The sequence below is a fragment of the Streptomyces sp. NPDC088400 genome (assembly GCF_044753355.1).
Classification (GTDB): Bacteria; Actinomycetota; Actinomycetes; order Streptomycetales; family Streptomycetaceae; genus Streptomyces.
In genome coordinates this window covers 125396-148410 of sequence record NZ_JBIVMZ010000015.1, presented here as the reverse complement: position 1 = coordinate 148410, position 23015 = coordinate 125396, and the positions used below count along the sequence as shown (strand labels likewise).

At 70.1% G+C, this 23015-nt stretch carries 26 protein-coding genes and 5 tRNA genes; 7 read left to right on the top strand and 24 right to left on the bottom strand.

Translation table 11 applies throughout. From position 1 onward, the window contains the following. From ACIQD6_RS30675 to ACIQD6_RS30650, 6 genes are all read right to left on the bottom strand, one after another. Positions 1-639 carry a YceD family protein gene (locus ACIQD6_RS30675; RefSeq protein ID WP_401888870.1) on the bottom strand — a complete coding sequence of 213 codons (639 nt, stop codon included), beginning with the start codon at positions 637-639 and terminating at the stop codon, positions 1-3. Between the two features lie 179 nt (positions 640-818). Further along, a complete protein-coding gene (locus tag ACIQD6_RS30670) occupies positions 819-2075 on the bottom strand; it encodes an ATP synthase F0 subunit B (protein ID WP_401888696.1) in 1257 nt (418 codons plus the stop codon). A gap of 98 nt (positions 2076-2173) precedes the next feature. Further along, positions 2174-2653 carry a pantetheine-phosphate adenylyltransferase gene (gene coaD, locus ACIQD6_RS30665; protein WP_401888867.1) on the bottom strand — a complete coding sequence of 160 codons (480 nt, stop codon included), beginning with the start codon at positions 2651-2653 and terminating at the stop codon, positions 2174-2176. 29 nt (positions 2654-2682) lie between these two features. After that, entirely contained in the window at positions 2683-3264 is a 582-nt protein-coding gene (gene rsmD / locus ACIQD6_RS30660; RefSeq protein WP_401888693.1) for a 16S rRNA (guanine(966)-N(2))-methyltransferase RsmD, read from the bottom strand. Between the two features lie 112 nt (positions 3265-3376). After that, positions 3377-5596, bottom strand: a complete 2220-nt coding sequence (gene recG / locus ACIQD6_RS30655) for an ATP-dependent DNA helicase RecG (protein WP_401888864.1) — start codon at positions 5594-5596, stop codon at positions 3377-3379. Between the two features lie 82 nt (positions 5597-5678). Beyond that, complete coding sequence (locus ACIQD6_RS30650) at positions 5679-7316, bottom strand: DAK2 domain-containing protein (RefSeq protein WP_401888690.1); 1638 nt, start codon at positions 7314-7316, stop codon at positions 5679-5681. Between the two features lie 189 nt (positions 7317-7505). Between ACIQD6_RS30650 and rpmB the strand changes: the two genes are divergently transcribed. Next, positions 7506-7691: a 50S ribosomal protein L28 gene (gene rpmB / locus ACIQD6_RS30645; RefSeq protein WP_003957616.1), complete on the top strand. Its 186-nt coding sequence runs from the start codon at positions 7506-7508 to the stop codon at positions 7689-7691. 122 nt (positions 7692-7813) lie between these two features. On the opposite strand, the gene thiD is transcribed toward rpmB, so the two are convergent. Together thiD and ACIQD6_RS30635 are read right to left on the bottom strand one after the other, a co-directional pair. Further along, positions 7814-8632: a bifunctional hydroxymethylpyrimidine kinase/phosphomethylpyrimidine kinase gene (thiD, locus tag ACIQD6_RS30640; protein WP_401888688.1), complete on the bottom strand. Its 819-nt coding sequence runs from the start codon at positions 8630-8632 to the stop codon at positions 7814-7816. Positions 8633-8752: 120 nt separating this feature from the next. Further along, entirely contained in the window at positions 8753-9724 is a 972-nt protein-coding gene (locus ACIQD6_RS30635) for a thiamine-phosphate kinase (protein ID WP_401888685.1), read from the bottom strand. Positions 9725-9930: 206 nt separating this feature from the next. Between ACIQD6_RS30635 and ACIQD6_RS30630 the strand changes: the two genes are divergently transcribed. Together ACIQD6_RS30630 and ACIQD6_RS30625 are read left to right on the top strand one after the other, a co-directional pair. After that, a complete protein-coding gene (locus ACIQD6_RS30630) occupies positions 9931-10164 on the top strand; it encodes an Lrp/AsnC family transcriptional regulator (protein ID WP_401888682.1) in 234 nt (77 codons plus the stop codon). A gap of 225 nt (positions 10165-10389) precedes the next feature. Further along, entirely contained in the window at positions 10390-10872 is a 483-nt protein-coding gene (locus tag ACIQD6_RS30625; protein WP_401888862.1) for a DUF3515 domain-containing protein, read from the top strand. Positions 10873-10917: 45 nt separating this feature from the next. Here ACIQD6_RS30625 and ACIQD6_RS30620 read toward each other — a convergent pair whose 3' ends face one another. The 3 genes from ACIQD6_RS30620 to ACIQD6_RS30610 are packed head-to-tail and all read right to left on the bottom strand — an operon-like array spanning position 10918 to position 13878. Then, positions 10918-12099 carry a D-alanine--D-alanine ligase family protein gene (locus ACIQD6_RS30620; RefSeq protein WP_401888681.1) on the bottom strand — a complete coding sequence of 394 codons (1182 nt, stop codon included), beginning with the start codon at positions 12097-12099 and terminating at the stop codon, positions 10918-10920. Positions 12100-12133: 34 nt separating this feature from the next. Beyond that, complete coding sequence (locus ACIQD6_RS30615) at positions 12134-13135, bottom strand: NAD(P)H-dependent glycerol-3-phosphate dehydrogenase (RefSeq protein ID WP_401888679.1); 1002 nt, start codon at positions 13133-13135, stop codon at positions 12134-12136. Then, complete coding sequence (locus ACIQD6_RS30610; RefSeq protein WP_401888676.1) at positions 13132-13878, bottom strand: lysophospholipid acyltransferase family protein; 747 nt, start codon at positions 13876-13878, stop codon at positions 13132-13134. The genes ACIQD6_RS30615 and ACIQD6_RS30610 overlap by 4 nt, the downstream gene beginning before the upstream one ends. A 159-nt stretch (positions 13879-14037) precedes the next feature. On the opposite strand from ACIQD6_RS30610, the gene cofC reads away from it, so the two are divergent. Together cofC and ACIQD6_RS30600 are read left to right on the top strand one after the other, a co-directional pair. After that, a complete protein-coding gene (cofC, locus tag ACIQD6_RS30605; RefSeq protein ID WP_401888675.1) occupies positions 14038-14763 on the top strand; it encodes a 2-phospho-L-lactate guanylyltransferase in 726 nt (241 codons plus the stop codon). A gap of 226 nt (positions 14764-14989) precedes the next feature. Beyond that, positions 14990-15193: a hypothetical protein gene (locus ACIQD6_RS30600; RefSeq protein WP_401888673.1), complete on the top strand. Its 204-nt coding sequence runs from the start codon at positions 14990-14992 to the stop codon at positions 15191-15193. Between the two features lie 136 nt (positions 15194-15329). On the opposite strand, the gene ACIQD6_RS30595 is transcribed toward ACIQD6_RS30600, so the two are convergent. The 4 genes from ACIQD6_RS30595 to leuC form a co-directional block, all read right to left on the bottom strand. Beyond that, positions 15330-15983: an HU family DNA-binding protein gene (locus ACIQD6_RS30595; RefSeq protein WP_401888671.1), complete on the bottom strand. Its 654-nt coding sequence runs from the start codon at positions 15981-15983 to the stop codon at positions 15330-15332. Between the two features lie 143 nt (positions 15984-16126). Further along, positions 16127-16354: a hypothetical protein gene (locus ACIQD6_RS30590; RefSeq protein ID WP_401888668.1), complete on the bottom strand. Its 228-nt coding sequence runs from the start codon at positions 16352-16354 to the stop codon at positions 16127-16129. Positions 16355-16458: 104 nt separating this feature from the next. Beyond that, positions 16459-17067 carry a 3-isopropylmalate dehydratase small subunit gene (gene leuD, locus ACIQD6_RS30585; protein WP_401888665.1) on the bottom strand — a complete coding sequence of 203 codons (609 nt, stop codon included), beginning with the start codon at positions 17065-17067 and terminating at the stop codon, positions 16459-16461. Positions 17068-17069: 2 nt separating this feature from the next. After that, positions 17070-18509, bottom strand: a complete 1440-nt coding sequence (gene leuC / locus ACIQD6_RS30580) for a 3-isopropylmalate dehydratase large subunit (RefSeq protein WP_401888663.1) — start codon at positions 18507-18509, stop codon at positions 17070-17072. Positions 18510-18691: 182 nt separating this feature from the next. On the opposite strand from leuC, the gene ndgR reads away from it, so the two are divergent. Then, entirely contained in the window at positions 18692-19408 is a 717-nt protein-coding gene (gene ndgR, locus ACIQD6_RS30575; RefSeq protein WP_006383662.1) for an IclR family transcriptional regulator NdgR, read from the top strand. 156 nt (positions 19409-19564) lie between these two features. Here ndgR and ACIQD6_RS30570 read toward each other — a convergent pair whose 3' ends face one another. Beyond that, positions 19565-20047, bottom strand: a complete 483-nt coding sequence (locus ACIQD6_RS30570) for a DUF4188 domain-containing protein (RefSeq protein WP_401888660.1) — start codon at positions 20045-20047, stop codon at positions 19565-19567. 96 nt (positions 20048-20143) lie between these two features. On the opposite strand from ACIQD6_RS30570, the gene ACIQD6_RS30565 reads away from it, so the two are divergent. Beyond that, the gene (locus ACIQD6_RS30565; protein WP_401888657.1) at positions 20144-20797 is read left to right on the top strand and encodes a MerR family transcriptional regulator; all 654 of its coding nucleotides are present in this window, start codon (positions 20144-20146) and stop codon (positions 20795-20797) included. Positions 20798-20898: 101 nt separating this feature from the next. Here the strand turns inward: ACIQD6_RS30565 and ACIQD6_RS30560 are convergent. From ACIQD6_RS30560 to ACIQD6_RS30525, 8 genes are all read right to left on the bottom strand, one after another. After that, a tRNA-Glu gene (locus tag ACIQD6_RS30560) sits at positions 20899-20971 on the bottom strand. Positions 20972-20988: 17 nt separating this feature from the next. Further along, a tRNA-Gln gene (locus ACIQD6_RS30555) sits at positions 20989-21060 on the bottom strand. A 13-nt stretch (positions 21061-21073) separates the two neighbouring features. Beyond that, positions 21074-21146: transfer RNA gene (locus ACIQD6_RS30550), tRNA-Glu, on the bottom strand. A gap of 61 nt (positions 21147-21207) precedes the next feature. Further along, positions 21208-21280, bottom strand: a tRNA-Glu gene (locus tag ACIQD6_RS30545). Positions 21281-21298: 18 nt separating this feature from the next. Beyond that, positions 21299-21370, bottom strand: a tRNA-Gln gene (locus ACIQD6_RS30540). An 87-nt stretch (positions 21371-21457) separates the two neighbouring features. Further along, on the bottom strand, positions 21458-22177 hold the full coding sequence (locus ACIQD6_RS30535) for an HAD family hydrolase (protein WP_401888654.1): 720 nt from the start codon (positions 22175-22177) through the stop codon (positions 21458-21460). 70 nt (positions 22178-22247) lie between these two features. Further along, on the bottom strand, positions 22248-22619 hold the full coding sequence (locus ACIQD6_RS30530; RefSeq protein WP_401888652.1) for a hypothetical protein: 372 nt from the start codon (positions 22617-22619) through the stop codon (positions 22248-22250). After that, positions 22616-22879, bottom strand: a complete 264-nt coding sequence (locus ACIQD6_RS30525) for a hypothetical protein (RefSeq protein WP_401888649.1) — start codon at positions 22877-22879, stop codon at positions 22616-22618. The genes ACIQD6_RS30530 and ACIQD6_RS30525 overlap by 4 nt, the downstream gene beginning before the upstream one ends. Positions 22880-23015: the final 136 nt, after the last annotated feature.

Here is a 23015-nt window from a genome sequence, read left to right as displayed (position 1 = left end):
CTACTTCTCCTGCTTCTCGTCGACGCCCGCTTCGGCGCCGCCCATGTTGTCCTTCTCGCCGTCCTTGACGGTCTCGGCGAGTCCCTGCAGCGCCGCCCAACGGATGTCGACGGCGTCATGGTGGTGGTCCGGGTTCTCGTCCAGCCTGATCCCGCATTCGGAACACAGGCCGGCACAGGTCTCCCGGCACACCGGCTGCATCGGCAGTGCGAGCACCACCGCATCACGCAGCACTGGTTCGAGGTCGAACAGTCCGTCCTCGATGAAGAGCCTGTCCTCGTCGTCCTCGGCGTCGTCGTCGGGCTCCGCACGGGTGCGGCCCCGGTCATCGGCGTCGTGGTACGAGAACATCTCCTGGAAGTCCGCTGCCACCTCGTGGCGCAGCGGCTCCAGACACCTTACGCACTCCCCCTCGGCCGACGCACGGGCGGTGCCCGTGACGAGCACCCCTTCCATGACCGATTCGAGTCGGAGGTTCAGCTCCACGGGCGCGCCCTCGGGCGCTCCGATGACGCCCGCGATACCGAGGTCCTTGGGCGCGGGCACCGAGCGGGTCAGCTTCTGGAGCGCACCAGGACGCCGCCCCAGCTCGTGTGTGTCGAACACGAGGGGGTTGCGATGGTCGAGGCGCGCGTTCAGGGTTTTTCCCGCTTTCGGATCGTGGGGGTGGGCCGCCACCGTCGCGGAAACGAAGCGGGCAGCCGGAGCCGCGGACATACACGCGGCCGAAGAGCCAGGGTACTGGACCAGCCGCCGTAGGCCCAATCCGGTTGCGGGCCGACGACCGCGCGAGACCTCTCGGAGGCTTCCGGAGGCCCTCAGCGTCCCTGCTCGTACCTGCGCAGCTGGTCGAGGTCGATCATGCTGGTGTCGAAGAGGCTGGTCTCGTCGAGGGCGCCCTGCTGCCCGGAGCCCGGCGGCAGCGCCTGCTGCTGGGCCTGCTGGGGCTGGGCCTCGGGCTGCTGCCAGCCGTAGTTCGGGTCGTACGTGCCCTGGGCCTGCGCCTGCCCCTGGTCGTAGCCCTGCTGCTGGTACGTGTACGGGTCCTGCTGGTAGCCGTACGACGGGTCCTGCTGCTGATAGCCCGCGTAGCCGGCCTCGGCGTACCCGGGGTCCTGGTAGCCGGCGCCCGCCCCGCCTCCCGGATAACCGGCGGCGGTCTCCTGATAGCCGGTGCCGGTCTGCGCGTAGGCGGGGTCGTTCTGCGCGTAGGCGGGGTCGGCGTACGGCTGCTGGTCGGGCACGGCCGGAGGCACCGGGGGCGCCGCCGGGACCGGGGGCATCTGCTGCGCCGGGACGAGGGGCTGCTGCGCCGGGGCCTGGGGCCGGGCGAAGCCCTGGGGCGTGTCCGCGAGGCCGGCCAGGTAGTCCGCGTCGCTGGTGCGCCCCTGCGGGCCCGCCGCGTCCTGGGCCGCCATGTGCGCCCCGAGGTCGTCCGAGTCGATACGGCCGTGGAGCTTCTGCCGGCCGCGCCCGACCGCTTCGAGCGTCTTGGACAGGACGGCCTCGAAGGCGCCGATCTTGGCGTCGACGTACTCGTCGGCCCGCTGGATCAGGGTGCCGGGGTCCGCGCTGTACTCGGGGGCGTCGTCGTCCTCGGGGCTGTCGAATCCCGCCCCGTCGCCGCCGGGAGAGCGGCCGAGCAGCTTCTCGCGGCCGCGGTCGACGGAGCCGATGGTCTTGGTGAGGACGACCTCGAAGTTGGCGAGCTTCGAGTCGACGTAGTCGTCCGCCTCCGCGCGGACCTCCTCGGCCTCCCTGCGGGCCTCGGCGAGGATACGGTCGGCCTCCTCCTGGGACTGGCGGGCGACCGCGGTGTCGGCGAGGAGCGTGGAGCGCTGGGCGTGCGCCGCCTCGATGATGCGGTCGGCCTCCCGGCGGGCCTGCTCGGCGAGCTGCTCACGGCCGCCGATCAGCTCCTGGGCCTGGGCCAGCGAGCCCGGGAGCGCGTCCCGTACCTCTTCGAGCATCGCGAGCAGCTCGGCGCGGTTCACCACGCACGACGCCGACATGGGCATGGAGCGGGCGTTCCCCACCGTGTCGACGATCTCGTCGAGCTTCTTCTGCACGTCCACCGTGTGCTCGCCACTCTCTCAGCTGGTTTGGAGACGGACGCAACGACTGTACGGCCAGGAGGAGCCCCTCCGACACCGACTGACGGGCCGTCAGCTCGTCACCGCTGGCCGAGCCGCTCCGTCAGCGCCGCGTGGACGGCCGGGGGCAGCAGGTGGGAGACGTCTCCGCCCCAGGTCGCGACCTCTTTGACCAGGGAGGAGGAGAGGAAGCTGTAGGTGGGGTTGGTGGGGACGAACAGCGTCTCGACTCCCGAGAGCCCGTTGTTCATCTGGGCCATCTGGAGTTCGTAGTCGAAGTCGCTGACGGCACGCAGGCCCTTGACGATGGCCGGGATGTCGCGCTGCTTGCAGAAGTCGACGAGCAGGCCGTGGAACGCCTCGACCTCGACATTGCCGAATTCGGCGGTGACCTCGCGGATCAGGGCGATCCGTTCGTCGACCGTGAACAGTCCCTTTTTCGACTGGTTGATCATTACCGCCACGTGTACGACGTCGTACAGCTTGGAGGCGCGGGAGATGATGTCGAGATGTCCATTGGTGATGGGGTCGAAGGACCCCGGACAGACGGCGCGGCGCAACTGAATTCCCTCGCTCTCCGGTCCGGTCATCATGCGTCTTCACACGTAGAGGCGGCGCGACCGTACCAAAGCGTTCCCTCGCCGTAGCGGCGGGACCGAAGTGCGTCGAATCCCTCGGGCCAGCCGAATTCCCCGCCCCTCGTGCTGCGTTCCACAGTGGCGACGGCATCACCGCTGAGCCAGCTTTTGGTGCGGAGTGTGAGCAGGATCTCCCGAAGATCGTCGTCGGTGACGGCGTACGGCGGATCGAGGAACACCAGGTCGTACGGGTCGGCCGGCGGCGGCCCCTGGACCACCTGTTCGGCCTTGCCGGTGCGGACCTCGGCGCCGGGCAGGCCGAGCGTCGTCACGTTCTCGCGGACGGTGCGGGCGGCGCGGACGTCGGCCTCGACGAGCAGGGCGTGCGCGGCGCCGCGCGAAAGAGCCTCCAGGCCCACGGCACCGGAGCCCGCGTACAGGTCGGCGATCCGGATGCCTTCGAGGGTGCCGAGGAGCGATTCCCAGCTGGAGAAGAGGCCCTCGCGCGCACGGTCGGAGGTGGGGCGGGTGCCGTTGCCGGGCGGGACGGCGAGGCGGCGTCCGCCGGCCGCACCGGCGATCACGCGGGTCATGGGTGTCGGGTCCTCGGTTCGTGGGTGGGGCGACGCGTACTCCCCCACGATATGGCGTACGCCCCGAGCGGGGCCCGGCCGGTGCGCGAGCCCCTGTCCCATCTCTCGTCTCTCACCCCTTGTCGAGGTACTGCTCCCGTTCCGTGTCCAGGAGCGCGTCCAGCGCCGTCAGGAGCTCCGGGTGTCCCGCCAGCTCCGGGTCCCCGGCGACCACCGTGACGGCCTCCTCGCGGGCGGCGGCGATGACCTCCTCGTCCTCGATGACCGCCAGCATCCGCAGCGAGGAGCGCACTCCGGACTGCGCCTGGCCGAGGACATCGCCCTCACGGCGCTGTTCGAGGTCGATACGGGACAGCTCGAAGCCGTCGAGCGTGGCGGCGACCGCGCCGAGCCGGGCCCGGGCGGGGCTCGCCTCCGGCATGTCGGTCACCAGCAGGCAGAGACCGGGGGCCGAGCCACGGCCCACCCGGCCGCGCAACTGGTGCAGCTGGGAGACGCCGAACCGGTCCGCGTCCATGATCACCATCGCCGTGGCGTTCGGGACGTTCACCCCGACCTCGATGACCGTGGTCGCGACGAGGACGTCCACCTCGCCGGCCGCGAAGCGGCGCATCGTGGCGTCCTTGTCGTCGGGCTGCATCCGCCCGTGCAGGACCTCGATCCGCAGACCGGCCAGCGGCCCCTCGGTGAGCTGCTCGGCGACCTCCAGGACCGCGAGCGGCGGCCGCTTCTCCGCGTCGTCCTCCGGGGCCGACTTGGCCTTCTTCTTGGCCTTCTCGTCCTCGTCGTCACCGATGCGCGGGCAGACGACGTACGCCTGGTGCCCCTTCCCGACCTCCTCGCGCACCCGCTCCCAGGCACGCGCGAGGAAGTGCGGCTTGTCCTGGGCCGGTACCACATGGCTGGCGATCGGCGAGCGCCCGGCCGGGAGTTGGTCCAGGACGGAGGTCTCCAGATCGCCGAAGACGGTCATCGCGACCGTACGGGGAATGGGCGTGGCCGTCATGACCAGCAGATGCGGGGGCTGCTTGCCCTTGGAGCGGAGCGCGTCGCGCTGCTCCACCCCGAAGCGGTGCTGCTCGTCCACGACGACCAGACCGAGGTCGTGGAACCGCACCTTGTCCTCGATCAGGGCGTGCGTACCGATCACGATCCCGGCCTCGCCGGTGACCAGGTCGAGCAGTGCCTGGCGCCGGGCCGCCGCGCCCATGGAACCGGTGAGCAGCACGACCTTCGTGGCGTCTTCGGCTCCGCCGAGCATCCCGCCCTGGGCCAGCTCGCCCATCATCTCCGTGATGGAACGGTGGTGCTGCTGGGCGAGGACCTCGGTGGGCGCCAGCATCGCGGCCTGCCCGCCCGCGTCGACGACGTTGAGCATCGCCCGCAGCGCGACCAGGGTCTTGCCCGAGCCGACCTCGCCCTGGAGCAGCCGGTGCATGGGGTGTTCGGTGGCGAGGTCCGCGAAGATCTCGGCGGTGACCTTGAGCTGGCCGTCGGTGAGGGTGAACGGCAGCTTGGCGTCGAACGCGTCGAGCACGCCGCCGGCCACGGGTCGGCGTGCCACGGCGGGGAGTTGGGCGTCCGCGTACCGCCGCCGGGCGAGGGCGACCTGGAGTACGAACGCCTCGTCCCACTTCAGCCGCTGCCTGGCGTCCTCGATGTCGGCCTTGGTCTCGGGCCGGTGGACCTTGAGCAGCGCTTCCGGCAGCGACACGAACCCGCGTCCCTCGCGCAGCGCTTGTGGCAGCGGATCGACGGCTTCGACGGCCCGGGGCAGGACCGCGTCGACCGCTTTGGTGATCTTCCAGGACTCCAGGCCTTTGCACGCCGGGTAGATCGGGATCAGCTTCCCCGCGAACCCGTCGACCCCGTCCGTCGCGTCGTCGTCCTCCGCCGCCTCTCCGGTGGATCGGCCCAGCGGCACATAGGTGGGATGCGCGAGCTGGAGCTTGCGGTTGAAGACGGACACCTTGCCCGCGAACATCCCCCGGCTGCCCGGCGGCAGCTCCTTGTGCGGCTTGTGGATCCCCCGGCCGAAGAAGACCAGTTGGAGGCGGCCCGTGCCGTCGGTGAGGGTGATCTCCAGACGCTGGCCCCGGCCGTGGTTGAAGGTGTGCACCCGGGAGTCGGCGACCTGGGCGACCACGGTGACGTCCTCGTCCAGCGGCAGGTCGGAGAGCGTGGTCAACTGGCCGCGCTCCTCGTACCGCCGTGGGTAGTGGTGCAGCAGATCGCCGACCGTGTGCAGGTCGAGGTGTTCGGCCATCACCTTCGCGGTGGCGGGGCCGAGCGTCTTCTTGAGAGGTTCATCCAGCGCGGACACGCGATCTATTGCACACCACGGCACCGACAGTCGTCGCGCACCCGTGGATTTCCGCAGGTCGAAGCCGTGCCACCGGATGTGGCGGGCCGCTCTACTCCACCCCGACGAGCAGCGGTACGGACTGCCGGCCGCCCCGGTAGACGACGGTGTCGACGGCCAGGTACCCGTCGCGTACGTACCGCTCCAGGCGGTCGGCGAGGGTGTCCGGCAGGTCCTCGCCGAGCACGAGCGTGACCAGTTCGCCGCCGGCCGCCAGCATCCGGGAGAGGACCGCCTCGGCGGTCGCGGCGAGGTCGGCGCCGATCACCGCCACGTCTCCGTCGATCAGGCCGAGGACGTCCCCGGCCTGGCAGATCCCCACCGAGGTCCAGGACTGCCGTTCGGCGACGGCCAGTTCGGCGTAGCGCGTGGCTCCGGCCGCGCTGGTCATCGCGACGACGTCCTCGTCGAAGTGGCGGTCCGGCTGATGGACGGCGAGCGCCGCGATGCCCTGGACGGCGGCCCGGGTCGGGATGAGGGCGACCCGTACCCCTTCGGTACGGGCCTGTTCGGCGGCGGCGGCCGCGGTGTGCCGCAGGGCCGCGTCGTTCGGCAGCAGCACCACCTCGCGCGCGTGGGCGCGCCGGATCGCCTCGACGAGCTCGCCGCTGGCGGCCGGCTCCCCGGGGCGCGCGAGAACGGTCGTCGCGCCGGCCTCGGCGCACAGTCCCGCGAGCCCTTCGCCGGGGACGACCGCGACGACGGCCCGCTGGGCCTGCTCCTTCGGCGGCTCGGCCGCGGCGTCGAAGTGGCTGATCCGGATGCGGTACGGGCGGCCCGCCTCGACCCCGGCCTCCACGGCGGCGCCCGCGTCGTCGACGTGTACGTGGACGTTCCACAGCCCGTCGCCGCCGACGACGACCAGGGAGTCGCCGAGCCCGTCGAGCCGCTCCCGCAGCCGGGCCACGGCGCGGTCGTCCGCCTCCAGGAGGTAGATCACCTCGAAGGCGGGCCCGTCACCGGTGGCGCGGGGCTCGCTCGCCGCGGGCGTCTCGTACCGCCGGTGGCTCGTCGGGAAGACGGCCGGTGCCTCGCCCGTGAGGGTGTGCGCCAGCGCGCCCAGGACGGCCAGCAGGCCCCTTCCGCCCGCGTCCACGACGCCCGCGCGCCCGAGCACGGCCAGTTGGCCCGGGGTGGCGTCGAGCGCGGCGCACGCGCCCGCGTACGCCGCCCGTACGGCCGCCGCGTCACCCGCCGGTCCGCCGTCCCGCGCCGTACGGTCCGCGGCGGTCGCCGCGTCCGCCGCCGCGGACGCCACGCTGAGGATCGTGCCCTCGACGGGGTGTGCGACGGCCTCACGGGCCAGCTCGGCGGCCCGCCGCAGCGCGTGGGCCAGCCGGTTCCTGTCCTCGTCCCCGGCCGCCGGGTCCGCCAGCACCTCCGCCATACCGCGCAGGAGCTGCGCCAGGATCGTCCCCGAGTTCCCCCTGGCTCCGATCAGCGCGCCGTGCGCCATGGCCCGTACGGCATCGGCCGGAGCGGGCACGGAGGCGCGGGTCTCGTGCGCGGCGAAGACCGCCTCGACCGCCCCGGCGGCGGACTCCACGGTCAGATAGAGATTGGTACCGGTGTCACCGTCCGCGACCGGATAGACGTTGATCGCGTCGATCTCCTCGCGCTCCCGGCCGAGGGCCTCCAGCGCCAGCGAGCACCAGCTCCGCACCGCTGCGGCGTCGAGGGTCTGCGGCACCTGCGGGGTCCTCCTTGGGCGGCTGAGCTGTGATGCGAGAAGGGTATAGTTTTCTCGTACCGAGGCAGTCGTTGTATGCTGCTGCGGTTGCCCGATGAAAGTCGGGCCAATCCCCGGCAACGCGACATCAGGAACTGATCAGCCACGCCGGTTTCTCTGTACGAGCATCTGAAGTCTTTGGAGTGACCCGTGGCTGCCAACTGCGACGTCTGCGGCAAGGGGCCGGGCTTCGGCAACAACATTTCGCACTCGCACCGCCGTACGTCCCGTCGCTGGAACCCGAACATCCAGCGCGTGCGTGCCGTGGTCGGTCGGACGCCGAAGCGGCTCAACGTCTGCACATCGTGCATCAAGGCCGGCAAGGTCTCGCGCTGACGCCTGCGTCGTAGCGCAGCCCCTGCGGTTGCCTTGAGAAGCCGGTCCACCTCGGTGGGCCGGCTTTTTGCCGTGTCCAGGGCCGGATCTGCCCAGGCCCAGGCCCCCGGCCGGATCGACGATCAGGCGCGGGCTCGCCACCCGTGGTCCACCGGACCGATGCCCGCCCCCAGCGGGAAACCGTTCAGGATCGCGCCCGTCACATAGTCCTTGGCGGCCAGCACGGCTTCCACCACACCCTGCCCGCCGCCCAGCCCCGCGGCGATCGCCGACGCGAGGGTGCAGCCCGTCCCGTGCGTATGCCGGTTGTCGTGGCGCGGCGCCCGCAGCCAGTGTTCCTCGTCACCATCCGTCAGCAGATCCACCGCGTCTCCCGGCAGATGCCCGCCCTTGATCAGCGCCCAGCGGGGCCCGAGGGCGAGCAGCGCGTCCGCCGCGCGCCGCAGCCCCGCCTCGTCCTCCACCCGTACGCCGGTGAGCTGGGCCACCTCGTCCAGGTTGGGGGTGGCGACGGTCGCGGTCGGCAGCAGCAGTTTCCGTACGCCGTCCAGGGCCGAGGCGGCCAGCAGCGGATCACCGTGCTTGGAGACCCCGACCGGGTCGACGACCACGGGGGCGTCGGTCTCGGCGAGCAGTTCGGCGACGGTGCCGACCAGTTCGGCGGAGGAGAGCATTCCGGTCTTCACCGCCTGAACGCCGATGTCATCGACAACGCTGCGGTACTGCGCCCGTACCGCCTCCACGGGCATCTCCCAGGCGCCCTGGACACCCACGGAGTTCTGCGCCGTGACCGCCGTGAGCACGCTCATCCCGTGCACGCCGAATGCCAGCATGGTCTTCAGGTCGGCCTGAATGCCCGCACCGCCACCGGAATCCGATCCGGCGACGGTGAGGACACGGGGAGGTACGCGCGGCGGAGAGACTCGTTCGGATATCGGCATGGACCCGAATCTACCGGGCGCGAACGGACGCGGATCCGCCGGGCACGAACGGCCGCGCCGGTGTACGGCCGTGGCACCGCCAACGACCGCCGACGGCCGTGACGCCCACGGCCCCGCCGGTTACGGGGCGTCCTCGATGTCCCCGAAGTGGTCCCAGCCGCCCTTCATCGTCCACGGCGCCCCGTCGACCGTCACCTGAGGCAGCGCCGAGGGGTTGAGGACCTCACCGATCACCTTCCAGCGGGCCGGCAGCTTCACGTCCGGCGGGAACGTGGCGACGATCGCGTGGTCCTCGCCCCCGGTCAGCACCCACTGGATCGGATCGATACCGACCGCCTGCCCGATGTCGTTCATCTGCGTGGGGATGTCGATCAGGCCGGAGCGCAGATCGATACGGACCTTGCTGGCCTCCGCGATGTGCCCGAGGTCGGCGACGAGTCCGTCACTGATGTCGGTCATGGCCGTGGCGCCGAGGCCGGCCGCCGCCGGGCCCGCGTGGTACGGCGGCTCCGGCCTGCGGTGTGCCTCGACGAAGGCGCGGGGCGAACGGAAGCCGCGCGAGAGCACCGCGTGCCCGGCCGCCGACCAGCCCAACCAGCCGGTGTAGGCGATGACATCGCCCGGCTGCGCGCCGGACCGGGTCACCGGTTCGTGGTTGCGCAGATCGCCGAGTGCCGTGATCGCGATGGTGATCGTGTCACCGCGCACGACGTCCCCGCCGACCACGGCCGCGCCCGCGACCTGGCACTCGTCACGGATGCCGTCCATCAGCTCGGTCGGCCAGGTGACCGGGAGTTCGGCCGGTACGACCAGGCCGAGCAGCAGCGCGGTGGGCACCGCGCCCATCGCCGCGATGTCCGCCAGATTCTGCGCGGCCGCCTTACGGCCGACGTCGTACGCCGTGGACCAGTCACGGCGGAAGTGCCGTCCCTCCAGCAGCAGGTCCGTACTCGCCACGACCCGTCGGTCCGGCGCGGCCACGACCGCGGCGTCGTCGCCCGGCCCGAGCCGCACCGCCGGGGTGGTGGTGAGCCGGGACGTGAGCTCCCTGATGAGCCCGAACTCCCCCAACTCCCCCACGGTTCCCTTCACCGAGTCTCCCCTCTCTTCGCCGGGCCGCGCCTGCGGTCGCGGACCGTCACTGCCGTAGGTACCGTCATGGCACACGTCAACTTCTGTCTTCTGTACACCGCACCGCGAGCGCCACCGGGCGCGCAGGTCTCCCCGTGGCGTGTGGCGACGCGATACCGTGGCGTCTCTTCTCCCCACATGATCCTCGTGGCCGCCCTGGAGGTTCCGTGGTACAGGCGTACATCCTTATTCAGACCGAGGTGGGAAAGGCGACGACCGTCGCCGAGACCATCGCCAAGATTCCGGGAGTGATCCAGGCCGAGGACGTCACAGGCCCTTACGACGTGATCGTGCGTGCGCAGTCCGACACGGTCGATGAACTGGGACGCATGGTCGTCGCCAAAGTCCAGCAAGTGGAAGGCATCACCCGCACCCTGACCTGCCCGGTCGTGCATCTCTAGGGCGGTCCGCGGATGGCTGGTGGCGTCACGATCTGCCCGTATGCGGCGGGTGACGTCACGGGGCCGGGGTACGCACCCCAGCGCGTTGTCGTCACTCACCATGGCGCCCTGCCTCGATTCTCCGCCTCGCGGTGCGCGTACCCCGGCCCGTTCGTTCTCCCGCCCGCCACGTGCGGGCGGATCCGAGCTCCCGTCTACGCTTGGCCGGTGACCATTTCCCGCCGCCTGCCGTCCCGTCGCAGGCTATCCGGCCGTACGCTCCTCTGGCTGCCCGCGGTTGCCCTGCTGGCAGCGGTGACGGGCTGTTCCTCGAACGACGCGAAGGCGTCGGCCGCTGTTCCCAGCCCGTCCACCGAGGAGGCCGCGCTCTGCCGCGCGCTCCACAAGGAACTGCCGAAGACCGTCGCGGACCTCGACAGGAATGATCCCGAACCGCGTTCCGAACTGACCGCCGGGTGGGGGGACGCCGCGATCGTGCTGCGCTGCGGTGTCCCCCGGCCCGGGAAGATGAGCGACGCCCAGTCGGACGCGGTGGAGGCCGACGGCGTCAACTGGATGCTGGAGGAACGGGACTCCGGCCCACGCTTCACCACCACGTACCGCAAGACCTATGTGGAGGTCACGATGAGCTCGCGGTTCAACCACGACTCCACTCCGCTCGCGGAACTGGCCGGGCCGGTCAGGAAGACGGTCCCGTCCAGCCTGTAGCACGGCGGTCCGTGGCACGCGCCGTACGGTCGCGGAGCGCGGGTCTCAGCGCAGACCGGTCGAACGCCGCAGCGCCGCCTGGATCAGCAGATCCACCAACTCCGCGTAACCGACGCCCGTCTCCTGCCACATCCGCGGGTACATGGAGATCGGAGTGAAGCCCGGCATCGTGTTGATCTCGTTGATGACGAACTCGCCGTCCTCCGTGAGGAAGAAGTCCGCGCGGACCAGTCCCTCGCAGGACGTCGCCTCGAACGCCTCGACCGCGAGCCGCCGTACCTCCGCCGTCTGTTCGTCGGTGAGCGGCGCGGGCACCAGTCCGGTGGCCGAGTCGATGTACTTGGCCTCGAAGTCGTAGAAGTCGTGCGAGGTGACGGGCGGGATCTCGGCCGGCAGGCTGGCCCGCGGCCCGTCCTCGAACTCCAGCACCCCGCACTCGATCTCGCGGCCGCGCAGCAGCGACTCCACCAGAATCTTGGGGTCGTGGCGCTGCGCCTCGGCGACCGCCTCGTCCAGTCCCGAGAGGTCGTCGACCTTGGTGATGCCCATGGACGAGCCCGCGCGGGCGGGCTTCACGAAGAGCGGCCAGCCGTGCTCGGCGGCGAAGTCCACGATCTTCTTACGGGCGGCCGCGCCCTTGCCGGCGGCGCCGTCGTCGGAGACCTGCTCCCATTCGCGGGGCCTGATCACCAGATACGGGCCGACGGGCAGCCCGAAGGAGGTGAACACCCGCTTCATGTACTCCTTGTCCTGCCCGACGGCCGAGGCGAGGACGCCCGCGCCGACGTACGGGACACCGGCGAGCTCCAGCAGGCCCTGGAGGGTGCCGTCCTCGCCGTACGGGCCGTGCAGTACGGGGAAGACGACATCGACCTCGCCCAGCGCCTTGGGCACGGAGCCCGGCTCGCTGTAGACGACCTCGCGGTTGCCCGGATCCACGGAGAGGACGACGCCGCCGTCCGTGGACTCGGCGATCTGCTCGACGCTCGGCAGGGTCCGGTCGGCGATGGCCATCCGGTCCGGATCGTCGGCGGTGAGCGCCCAGCGGCCGTCGGTGGTGATACCGATGGGCAGGACGTCGTACTTCGTACGGTCGATGGACCGCAGGACGGCACCCGCCGTGACCACCGAAATGGCGTGTTCGGAGCTCCGGCCGCCGAAGACGACGGCCACGCGCGGCTTGCGGAGCTGCTGCTCAGGGCTCTGGGAGGAGTTCTCGCTGCTCATATCGCGATGAGCGTACCTGTTGGTAGCCGTCGAGTCAGCGGCGCTCGGGCTTGGCGCTGCGTGACATCAGCTCCTTGAGCGCGACGAGCGGCGGCTTCCCGTTGTGGACGATGTCCACGACCGTTTCCGTGATGGGCATGTCGACGGCGTGGCGCCGGGCCAGATCCAGCACGGACTCACAGGACTTGACGCCTTCCGCGGTCTGCTTGGTGACCGCGATGGTCTCCTGGAGGGTCATCCCGCGGCCGAGGTTGGTGCCGAAGGTGTGGTTGCGGGAGAGCGGCGAGGAGCAGGTCGCGATCAGATCGCCCATGCCGGCGAGGCCGGAGAAGGTGTGCGGGTCGGCGCCCATGGCCAGTCCGAGCCGGGTGGTCTCGGCGAGTCCGCGGGTCATCAGGGAGGCCTTGGTGTTGTCGCCGAGGCCCATGCCGTCGGCGATACCGACGGCGAGCCCGATCACGTTCTTGACCGCTCCGCCGAGTTCGCAGCCGACGACATCGGTGTTGGTGTACGGGCGGAAGTACGGGGTGTGGCAGGCGGACTGGAGCCGCTGGGCGACCGATTCGTCCCGGCAGGCGACGACGGCCGCGGCCGGCATCCGGCCCGCGATCTCCTTGGCGAGGTTGGGTCCGGTGACCACGGCGACGCGGTCGGCCGTCACCTTGGCGACCTCCTCGATCACCTCGCTCATCCGCTTGGCGGTGCCGAGTTCGACGCCCTTCATCAGCGAGACGAGCACGGTGTCGGCGGGCAGTACGGGCGCCCACTCGGCCAAGTTGCCGCGCAGCGTCTGGGAGGGCACCGTGAGTACGGTGAACTCGGCGCCGCGCGCGGCCTCCTCCGGGTCGGTCGTGGCCCGTACGCCGACGGGCAGTTCGAAGCCCGGCAGGTAGTCGGGGTTGGTACGGGTGGCGTTGATGGAGTCGGCGATCTCCGCGCGGCGGCCCCAGATTGTCACCTCGCACCCCGCGTCGGCGAGGACCATGGCGAACGCCGTCCCCCACGAACCCGCTCCGAAGACGGCGACCCGCGTCACTTCGACCCCTCTTCCGCGGCTTTGCGCCGCTGTTCCGCCCTGGCCTGACGATGGTCGTACAGGGCCGTGGGCACCGGCTCTCCCCGTAGCTCGGAGAGCAGCTCCGTGATGGCGGCCATGATGACCTCGGTCGCCTCGCGCAGCAATTCCGGGTTCATTTCCTGGTCGTAGAACCGCGACAGGTCCACGGCCGGCCCGCAGAGCACGTGGTGCGTCTTGCGCGGGAAGAGGTCGAGTCGCCGGGCGTACGGCGGCAGTACGTGGTTGGCGCCCCACTGCGCGACCGGAATCACCGGGCACTTGGTCTGGAGGGCGACCCGGGCGACGCCGGTCTTCGCGGTCATGGGCCACAGGTCGGGGTCGCGGGTGAGGGTGCCTTCGGGATAGAAGGCCACGCACTCGCCGCGCTCGACGGCGTCGATGGCGGCCCGGAAGGCGCTCAGCGCGTCGCTGGTCTCGCGGTAGACGGGAATCTGACCCGTGCCGCGCATGACGGCCCCGATGAATCCCTTGGTGAATAGGCCGTGCTTGGCGAGGAAGCGTGGAACGCGGCCGGTGTTGTACTGGAAGTGGGCGTACGCGAACGGGTCGATGTGCGAATTGTGGTTCACCGCGGTGATGAATCCGCCGTCGGCCGGAATGTACTCCCCTCCCTGCCAGTCCCGCTTGATCAGAACGATCAGCGGCGGTTTGGCGATGACTGCCGCCAGGCGGTACCAGAAGCCGATTCTGCGGCGGGACACTCGGACACCTTCCTCTTCCTCGCCTGGGCTCACCGCCCGGCTGCCGAGGCCCAAGTCTCGCCCCGGGCCCCCGCTCTGTCGAGAACACCGTACGCCTCGCTTGCGGGGCCGACCCTGTGGGCAGGGACGATGCCGGGCCACAATAGAGGGCCGATACACATGAACGGAGAGTTCGCCACGGACACCGACCCGACCATTCGCTGGTCCTTGGTCATCCCGCTCAAACCGCTCCGGCTCGCGAAGAGCAGGCTCGCCGGAGCAGCGGACGACGCGCTGCGTCCGCGGCTGGCCCTCGCGTTCGCCCAGGACACCGTCGCGGCGGCGCTGGCCTGCCATGTCGTGCGGGACGTGGTGGTCGTCACGGACGATCCGAAGGCAACGGTGGAACTCACCGCGCTGGGGGCGCGTGTCGTGCCGGACGCTCCGGCGGGCGGTCTCAACGCGGCGCTGGCGCATGGCGCGCGGACCGTCAGGACGGTCCGGCCACGGGCCGCCGTAGCCGTGCTCAACGCGGATCTGCCGGCCCTGCGGCCCGGTGAGCTGGCCCGTGTTCTGGAGGCCGCTGATCCTTTTCCGCGCGCATTTCTCGCCGACGCGGCCGGAATCGGTACGACATTGCTGACGGCCGCGCCGGGTACGGAATTGAATCCGGATTTCGGCGGTCCGTCCAGGCTCCGGCATTTGTCCTCGGGGGCGGTGGAAATCGCGCTGACCGGGGTGGATTCCGTACGGCGGGACGTCGATACCGGCGACGATCTCCTGGTGGCGGCGGCGCTGGGACTGGGAACGCACACGGCTCTGCGGTACGCGGGACACGAAGATCTCCGGGCCTCTCGTCCGGGCCTCTCGTCCGAGCCTCTGAACGGGGATTGCGCGGGCCTTTGAGCCGAGCGTGGACCGGACATCGCTCCGGCCCGGGGAAGGGCATTGAGGGGGCCTCTGGGCGGGCTTTCGGCCTGGCCCGGGGCAGCCATTGAGGCAGGCATTGGGCCGGGCTCGGGGCGGGCTTTCGACCGTGCTGGGAACGGGCTTTCGGCCGTGCTGGGAACGGGCATTGGGCCGGCTCCGGGGCGGGCACGGGGCCGGGCTCCGAGACCGATACGCTGCGGCTATGCACGCGACCTCGTACACATACGATTCCGGGACCCGCGGCGGGAGTGTGCTGCTGGACGACGGCACCCCGGTGGAGTTCGACCGTGCGGCCTTCGACGCCGGCGGGCTGCGGATGCTCAGGGTGGGGCAGCGCGTGCGGATCGAGACGGAGGGCGAGGGCGCGTCCCTGCGCATCACGCTGGTGACGCTCCAGACGTTCTGAGCCCCGGGCGGCGTATGCCCGTACCCTGTACGCCCGTACCCCGTACGCCCGTACCCTGTACGCCCGTACAACGCCGCGGGCCGGGCTCCCCGAGGGGAGGCCCGGCCCGACGCGTGTGGCCCTGTGCCGCTCTGTCCTACTTCTTCCTGGCGACAGTCTTCTTCGCGGTGGTGGTGCGCGCGGTCGCCTTCCTCGCCGGCGCCTTCTTGGCGGTGGCCTTCTTGGCCGGCGCGGTCTTCTTGGCGGTGGCCTTCTTGGCCGTGCCGGTGGCCTTCTTGGCGGTCTTCTTCGCCGCCCCTGTCTTCTTGGCCGTGGTCTTCTTGGCGGCCGTGGTCTTCTTGACCGCGGTCTTCTTCGCGGCCGTGGTCTTCTTCGCCGCCACCTTCCTGGCGGTGGTGGCCTTCTTGGCGGTGGCCTTCTTGGCCGCGGCCTTGGCCGTCGTACGGGTGGAAGATCCGCCCGAGAGGCTGCCCTTGGGGGCCTTCTTGACGGCCACGTCGTTCTTGGGGAGCTTCTTCGAGCCGCTGACCAGGTCCTTGAAACCCTGGCCCGCGCGGAAGCGCGGCACCGAGGTCTTCTTGACCCGTACGCGCTCACCCGTCTGCGGGTTGCGGGCGTAACGGGCCGGGCGGTCAACCTTCTCGAACGAGCCGAAGCCGGTGACCGAGACCCGGTCACCGGCGACCACTGCACGGACGATCGCGTCGAGTACCGCGTCGACCGCGTCCGCGGCCTGCTGTCGGCCGCCGACCTTGTCGGCAATCGCTTCTACGAGCTGCGCCTTGTTCACGTCTTCCCCTTCGGAGACATTGCCAGAACGAAAGTGTTCAAGCTTTTTCGCACGTTAGGCAGATATATACCGCAAATCAAACACGAAACGGGCTAATCACCCTAGTGCCGCAACGAAGTCGACCTGGCTGAGAACCGCCCTGGTCAGTCGCCTTCTGGAAAACGACCCTCGTCCAGGTCCTTCATCAAGCGGTCCAGTCGCCTTGCCGCATCGGGCAGATCGTGCTTCGCCGCAGCCGTGATGACCAGCAGCTTCCTGGAGAGCGCCATGCGTACGCCCTCCGGGACTTGCAGTCCACGCACTCGTGTGTGCGCTTCTTTCAGTTGTTCGGCGACTAAGCCGTAGAGCTTGAGTTGGCTGTCGCGTTCCATGCACCGATTGTGCCATCTGGGGCGAGTTGTCGCCCGACGGGGTCTCAACAAGCAACTGCACCCCCTGCCCGGAGGCAGGGGGTGCAGTTGGGTAAAAGCGCTGATCAGGCGGTAATTGTGCGCGGTTTGAAGGCCGGCCGGGAGGCCTCGTAGGCGGCGATGTCGGCTTCGTTCTGAAGGGTGAGGCTGATGTCGTCGAGCCCGTTCAGCAACCGCCAGCGGGCGTTCTCGTCAAGTTCGAAATCAGCCGTAAGCACTGCTCCGTCGGGGGCGGTCGCCCGGACCTGGCGCTGCTCCAGGTCCACGGTGATCTCGGCCGTGGGGTCACTCTCCGCGATCTTCCAGAGGGTGTCCACGACCGGCTGCTCCAGAACCACGGTCAGCAGACCGTTCTTGAGCGAGTTGCCGCGGAAGATGTCGGCGAACCGGGAGGAGATGACGGCCTTGAAACCGAAGTTCTGCAGGGCCCAGACGGCGTGTTCACGGGAGGATCCGGTGCCGAAGTCGGGACCGGCGACGAGCACCGTGGCGCCCGTGTACTCGGGCTGGTTGAGGACGAACGCCGGGTCCTTGCGCCAGGCCTCGAACAGGCCGTCCTCGAAGCCGTCGCGGGTGACCTTCTTGAGCCAGTGGGCCGGGATGATCTGGTCCGTGTCGACGTTGCTGCGGCGCAGCGGTACCGCACGGCCGGTGTGGGTGGTGAAGGCTTCCATGGTTATCGCGCTCCAGCGGGCGTACGGGCGCCGGCATCGGCGTCGGACAGATCGGCGGGCGAGGCCAGATGACCCAGCACGGCGGTGGCGGCGGCGACCTGGGGAGAGACCAGGTGGGTACGGCCGCCCTTGCCCTGCCTGCCCTCGAAGTTGCGGTTGGAGGTGGACGCGGAGCGCTCACCGGGCGCGAGTTGGTCGGGGTTCATGCCCAGGCACATCGAGCAGCCCGCGTGCCGCCATTCGGCGCCCGCGCCGGTGAAGACCTTGTCCAGGCCCTCCGCGACGGCCTGGAGCGAGACCCGTACCGAACCGGGAACGACCAGCATCCGTACGCCGTCGGCGACTTTGCGGCCGTCCAGGATCGAGGCGGCCGAGCGCAGGTCCTCGATACGGCCGTTGGTGCAGGAGCCTACGAAGACGGTGTCGACGTTGATGTCGCGCAGCGGCTGCCCGGCGGTCAACCCCATGTATTCCAGGGCCTTTTCGGCGGCGTAGCGCTCCGAAGCGTCCTCGTACGAAGCCGGGTCGGGGACGTTCGCGGAGAGCGGGGCGCCCTGGCCGGGGTTGGTGCCCCAGGTGACGAACGGGGCCAGTTCCGCGGCGTCGATGAAGACCTCGGCGTCGAAGACCGCGTCGTCGTCGGTGCGCAGCGTCTTCCAGTACGCGACCGCCGCGTCCCAGTCCTCGGCCGCCGGGGCGTGGTCGCGGCCCTGGAGGTAGGCGAAGGTGGTCGCGTCCGGGGCGATCATGCCCGCCCTGGCGCCGGCCTCGATGGACATGTTGCAGATGGTCATCCGGGCTTCCATCGAGAGTTTCTCGATGGCGGAGCCCCGGTATTCGAGGATGTAGCCCTGACCGCCGCCGGTGCCGATCCGGGCGATGACGGCGAGGATCAGGTCCTTGGCGGTGACGTCGTCGGCCAGGTCGCCCTCGACCGTGATGGCCATGGTCTTGGGGCGGGACAGCGGCAGCGTCTGGGTGGCCAGCACGTGCTCGACCTGGCTGGTGCCGATACCGAACGCCAGGGCGCCGAAAGCGCCGTGGGTGGAGGTGTGGCTGTCGCCGCAGACCACGGTGGTGCCGGGCTGGGTCAGTCCCAACTGCGGGCCCACGACATGGACGACACCCTGCTCGACATCGCCCAGCGGGTGCAGACGCACGCCGAAATCGGCGCAGTTCTTGCGCAGCGTCTCCAACTGGACACGGGAGACCGGGTCCGCGATGGGCTTGTCGATGTCGAGGGTCGGGGTGTTGTGGTCCTCGGTAGCGATGGTGAGGTCGAGCCGCCGGACCGGCCGGTCGCTCTTACGGAGGCCGTCGAAGGCCTGGGGACTGGTCACCTCGTGCAGCAGGTGCAGATCGATGAAGAGGAGGTCGGGCTCGCCCTCTGCGCGCCGGACGACATGGTCGTCCCAGACCTTCTCCGCGAGTGTCCTACCCATCGCTTTCCCTCCGACCGGCCTTGTGCGGGCCGGCGCTCCTAGAGATATGTGGGCCACGCCCGTTCCCCACGTGCCGGACGACGGCTGGGGACCCGTTGGTCCTCGGGCCCGTACATACAGGTTTGCAAGTTCCCTGGGAAATTGAACTTGCGTTTCACAGAGTGAGACGCGAGTATCGTTTCATGGACAACTCTAGCGGCGTCGGCGTTCTCGACAAGGCTGCTCTGGTATTGAGCGCCCTGGAGTCCGGTCCGGCCACCCTCGCCGGGCTGGTCGCGGCGACCGGGCTCGCACGGCCCACGGCCCATCGACTGGCCGTGGCACTGGAACACCACCGGATGGTGGCGAGGGACATGCAGGGCCGGTTCATCCTCGGCCCGCGGCTGGCCGAGCTGGCCGCCGCGGCCGGTGAGGACCGCCTGCTGGCCACGGCCGGACCCGTACTCACCCATCTCCGGGACCTGACCGGCGAGAGCGCGCAGCTCTACCGCCGCCAGGGTGACATGCGGATATGTGTAGCGGCGGCGGAGCGGCTCTCGGGCCTGCGGGACACAGTCCCGGTCGGCTCCACCCTGACCATGAAGGCGGGCTCCTCCGCCCAGATCCTGATGGCCTGGGAGGAGCCGGAGCGGCTGCACCGCGGTCTTCAGGGGGCGCGGTTCACGGCGACGGCGCTCTCGGGCGTACGGCGCAGGGGCTGGGCCCAGTCGATCGGCGAGCGGGAGCCGGGCGTCGCCTCGGTCTCGGCGCCGGTACGGGGGCCCTCGAACCGCGTGGTCGCGGCCGTCTCGGTATCCGGACCGATCGAGCGGCTCACGCGGCACCCGGGCCGTATGCACGCGCAGGCGGTGATCGACGCGGCCGGGCGGCTGAGCGAGGCCCTGCGCCGCACCGGCTGACTCCTCCACGATCACCGCTCCTCCCGCCTGCGACCACGGTTCTCCCTCTTGGCTCCACCTTCCCCACCTGGCCTTTTCTCATCTGACCCACCTGCCCGTCAGTACCGGTAGGCCGCTTCAACGCCGCAGCGGCCACACCGGTACCGGGATCCCGCGCTATGACGCCAGCCGGTCCGCCGCACGCTCCCCGCGACTGCCCACCGGCGCGACCCCGGTGGCCTCCCCGAGGCCGAACTCCGGCATGTTGATGTACACGCTCTCGTACGAGCCCGCCGGGACGACATACGTCTCGTGCCAGAACCCCACCTTGCCCCGGCCGGCCCGCAGCCGGCGGTTGAAGGCCGCCCAGGCGGGGCGGTGCTCCTGATCCGGGGCGGACGCGTAGGCCAGGAGCTTCTCCTTCGAGCTCCAGTACTGGACGAGGTACACCAGCCGCGGCCCGCCCAGCAGGATCCGGGCCCCCATCAGCCCGCTGTCCTTGTCCCGCGACAGCTCTTTCAGCATCCGCGGCATCGCCCGCGCCACGGGCCACCAGCTGCGCAGCGCACGGAAGTTGTTGATGCGCATCCCTATCAGGAAGACGGTCGTCTCCCCGTCGGCGCGCGCGGTCATCCGCCCCTCGATCGGCTTCGCACTCATGACGGTCGCTCCTCTCGGGCCAAGGCCCCCACATACTGGATAGCGTCACTATCCATGCTTGGATAGTGACACTCTCCAAGGGAAGGTGCAACCGGAATGCGCATGGCGGAGCTCAGCGAACGCAGCGGGATCACCACCGCCACGATCAAGTACTACCTGCGTGAGGGGCTCCTCCGGCCCGGCCGCCGGATCAGCGCCACCCAGGCCGAGTACGACGAGGAGCATCTGCGCCGGCTGCGGCTGGTCCGGGCGCTGATCCAGGTGGGCCGAATGCCGGTGGCGACCGCGCGGGAGGTGCTCGTGGCGGTGGAGGACGAGTCGCTCGACCGCCATTCGCGTCTGGGCACGGCGATCTGGGCGCTGCCGGAAGGTCCGGGTGCGGGCGGACCGGACGCCGATGCCGCGCACGAGGCGGCCCAACTCCGCGTGGACGACCTGCTGGAGCGGCTCGGCTGGACCTTCGCACACGAAACGAGGGACGACTCCCCCGCGTACCGCATGCTCGTCCGCGCCGTCGCCGGCCTGTCGGTGACCGGCTATCCGTGCACCGTCGAGGATCTGCTGGCGTACGCACGCCCCGCCGCCGAACTCGGCGTCGTGGACCTGGACATGGTGGAGCGGTACGAGCCGGGGAGTGAACAGGTCGAGGCGGCGGTGGCATTGACCGTGCTGTACGAACCGGTGCTGCTCAGCCTGCGTCGGCTGGCGGAGACCGAGGAGTCCAACAGGCGCTTCGGCAGCGCGGATTGAGCCCGGAAAAAGAGAAGTGGGGGGGGGGGGCGGGGGGGGCCCCCTCGCGGAGGAATAACCCCCCCCCCCCCCCCCCCCCCCCCCCCCCCACTTCTCGTATGTACCCCCGACCGGATTCGAACCGGCGCTACTGCCGTGAGAGGGCAGCGTGCTAGGCCGCTACACAACGGGGGCCTTGCAGTGAACCTGCGCTGGGCTACCAGGACTCGAACCTAGAACAACGGAACCAGAAACCGCCGTGTTGCCAATTACACCATAGCCCATGGTATTGATCAGTACCCCCGACCGGATTCGAACCGGCGCTACCGCCTTGAGAGGGCGGCGTGCTAGGCCGCTACACAACGGGGGCCCTAGCGATCCTGCATCGACGCGTCCAGGTGCGACCCGAAGACGTCGGAGAGAAGGATCTGTACCCCCGACCGGATTCGAACCGGCGCTACTGCCGTGAGAGGGCAGCGTGCTAGGCCGCTACACAACGGGGGCGTTGCAGAAAAATCTGCGCTGGGCTACCAGGACTCGAACCTAGACTAACGGAACCAGAAACCGTCGTGCTGCCAATTACACCATAGCCCACCAAAACTCAACCCCCGTAAGGGGGTTTGCTTGGCTTGCGCTTCCCGCCGGACCTTTCGGGCCTGTTTGGGCGGCGCAGGAAGAACATTACCCGATCGCGGACAGCGCTCCAAAACGAGTATCCCCACGCAGCAGGCCGGGAAGCTGCCCGAGACCGGTGATCCGCACCAGCTCCGGACGGCCACCGAGCCCGCCCCGGTCCAGCCAGATCCCGGCGAGCCCGGCGGCCACGGCGCCACCTGCGTCGATGTCCGGTTCATTGCCCACGTACGCCACCTCCCCCGGGGCCAGGGCCAGCGCGTCACAGGCGGCCCGGAAGGCGGCGGCGTCAGGCTTGGCCACCCCCAGCTCGGCGGAGCACAGGACGGCTTCGAAATGATCGCGTACGCCCAGGACGCGCAGCTTGCGGTCCTGGTTCAGGATGCTCGCATTCGACAGAACGGCCTGCCGGTAGTCGGTGGCCAGCAAGTCCAGCACGGCAAGACTGTCGGGAAACAGCTTCCAGGCGGCCTCGTAGTGAACAACGTGCTGCTCGAACCAGGCCTCCGCCTCGGCATCACCGAGCGCCAGCCCGAGAAAGTCCCGGACCCGGTCGCGCCGCTGCCCCGGAAAGTCCGTCTCCCCGGCGACGAACCGCGCCCAGTGCAGATCGGCGAGCTCGCGCCAGCGGCCGAGGGCTTGATCGACCGAGCTGAACGCGCCGGGCAGTCCCACACCGGCGAGATGCCTCCGCATGCCGGCGCGGTCCGCGCCGGTGTGATCGAAGAGGGTGTCGTCGATGTCCCAGAGCACGGCGCGGATCGGCATACGCCGACGGTATCGCGCGGCTCCGGCGACATCGCTCGAGTCCGGCGACGCTCACGGCTTGCCGATACGTTCACGGTTTGCCGATATCGACCGCCCACACTCCCGTGCCGTCATAGGCGTCCGGGGCCGCCGTCAGCACCTGCCCCTCGAACGCACCCGAAACCGCGGCGAACACCGCATGCGCGGAACGCCAGTCGGCGCCTGCCGCCGTGATCTCCTCAACCACCGCCGACGCGGTGAAATCGAGTGGCAGGAACTCCAGGCCGGGCAACGCGCCGACGTGGACGGCGACTCCCGGGAGCTCAAGACTCGCCGCGACCAGGCAGAGCGCGGGGACATGCGCTCGCTGCGCCGGATCGTCGACCTCGACGACGGCGATGCCGGACAACAGCCGGTGGCCACGGCACAGGGCGAGCACCGCCGTGTGATCGAGGATGATCACCTGCGGCCCCCGACCTGGCCCGTGGTGATGGCGGCTCGCCACAGCGCGGCCTCACGCACATCGTCGTCACTGAGGTCCGGCCGCAGATTGCTCCGCACATAGGACACCGCACGGGCGGTGTGCTCGGCCCGCTCGGCCTCGGTAGGCGTCGCGGCGATCAGCCGCTCGACGTAGGCGCGGGTGCTGACGCCCCGCTCCTCGGCAAGCTGCCGCAGCCGGTCCCGCGCTTCATCGGTGATCTTTATCGTCGTATCCGCCATGGCGACAGAATACTTCTGAATACCGGGGGGTGCGGGTGCGACTGAGAGGCCCGGCCGGAACTCCGCGTTGGCCGGCGTGGGGTGGCACCCCTGGGCGGCCTCCTGTACCGAAATTCCCGCCTTACGCAGTTTTCGG

Coding starts and splice junctions, on each gene's coding strand:
- rsmD (WP_401888693.1), bottom strand. CDS start 3,264: ATGACCCGCGTGATCGCCGGTGCGGCCGGCGGACGCCGCCTCGCCGTC.
- thiD (WP_401888688.1), bottom strand. CDS start 8,632: ATGCCGATATCCGAACGAGTCTCTCCGCCGCGCGTACCTCCCCGTGTC.
- ACIQD6_RS30620 (WP_401888681.1), bottom strand. CDS start 12,099: ATGAGCAGCGAGAACTCCTCCCAGAGCCCTGAGCAGCAGCTCCGCAAG.
- cofC (WP_401888675.1), top strand. CDS start 14,038: ATGAACGGAGAGTTCGCCACGGACACCGACCCGACCATTCGCTGGTCC.
- ACIQD6_RS30600 (WP_401888673.1), top strand. CDS start 14,990: ATGCACGCGACCTCGTACACATACGATTCCGGGACCCGCGGCGGGAGT.
- ACIQD6_RS30590 (WP_401888668.1), bottom strand. CDS start 16,354: ATGGAACGCGACAGCCAACTCAAGCTCTACGGCTTAGTCGCCGAACAA.
- leuD (WP_401888665.1), bottom strand. CDS start 17,067: ATGGAAGCCTTCACCACCCACACCGGCCGTGCGGTACCGCTGCGCCGC.
- leuC (WP_401888663.1), bottom strand. CDS start 18,509: ATGGGTAGGACACTCGCGGAGAAGGTCTGGGACGACCATGTCGTCCGG.
- ndgR (WP_006383662.1), top strand. CDS start 18,692: ATGGACAACTCTAGCGGCGTCGGCGTTCTCGACAAGGCTGCTCTGGTA.
- ACIQD6_RS30570 (WP_401888660.1), bottom strand. CDS start 20,047: ATGAGTGCGAAGCCGATCGAGGGGCGGATGACCGCGCGCGCCGACGGG.
- ACIQD6_RS30565 (WP_401888657.1), top strand. CDS start 20,144: ATGCGCATGGCGGAGCTCAGCGAACGCAGCGGGATCACCACCGCCACG.
- ACIQD6_RS30535 (WP_401888654.1), bottom strand. CDS start 22,177: ATGCCGATCCGCGCCGTGCTCTGGGACATCGACGACACCCTCTTCGAT.
- ACIQD6_RS30525 (WP_401888649.1), bottom strand. CDS start 22,879: ATGGCGGATACGACGATAAAGATCACCGATGAAGCGCGGGACCGGCTG.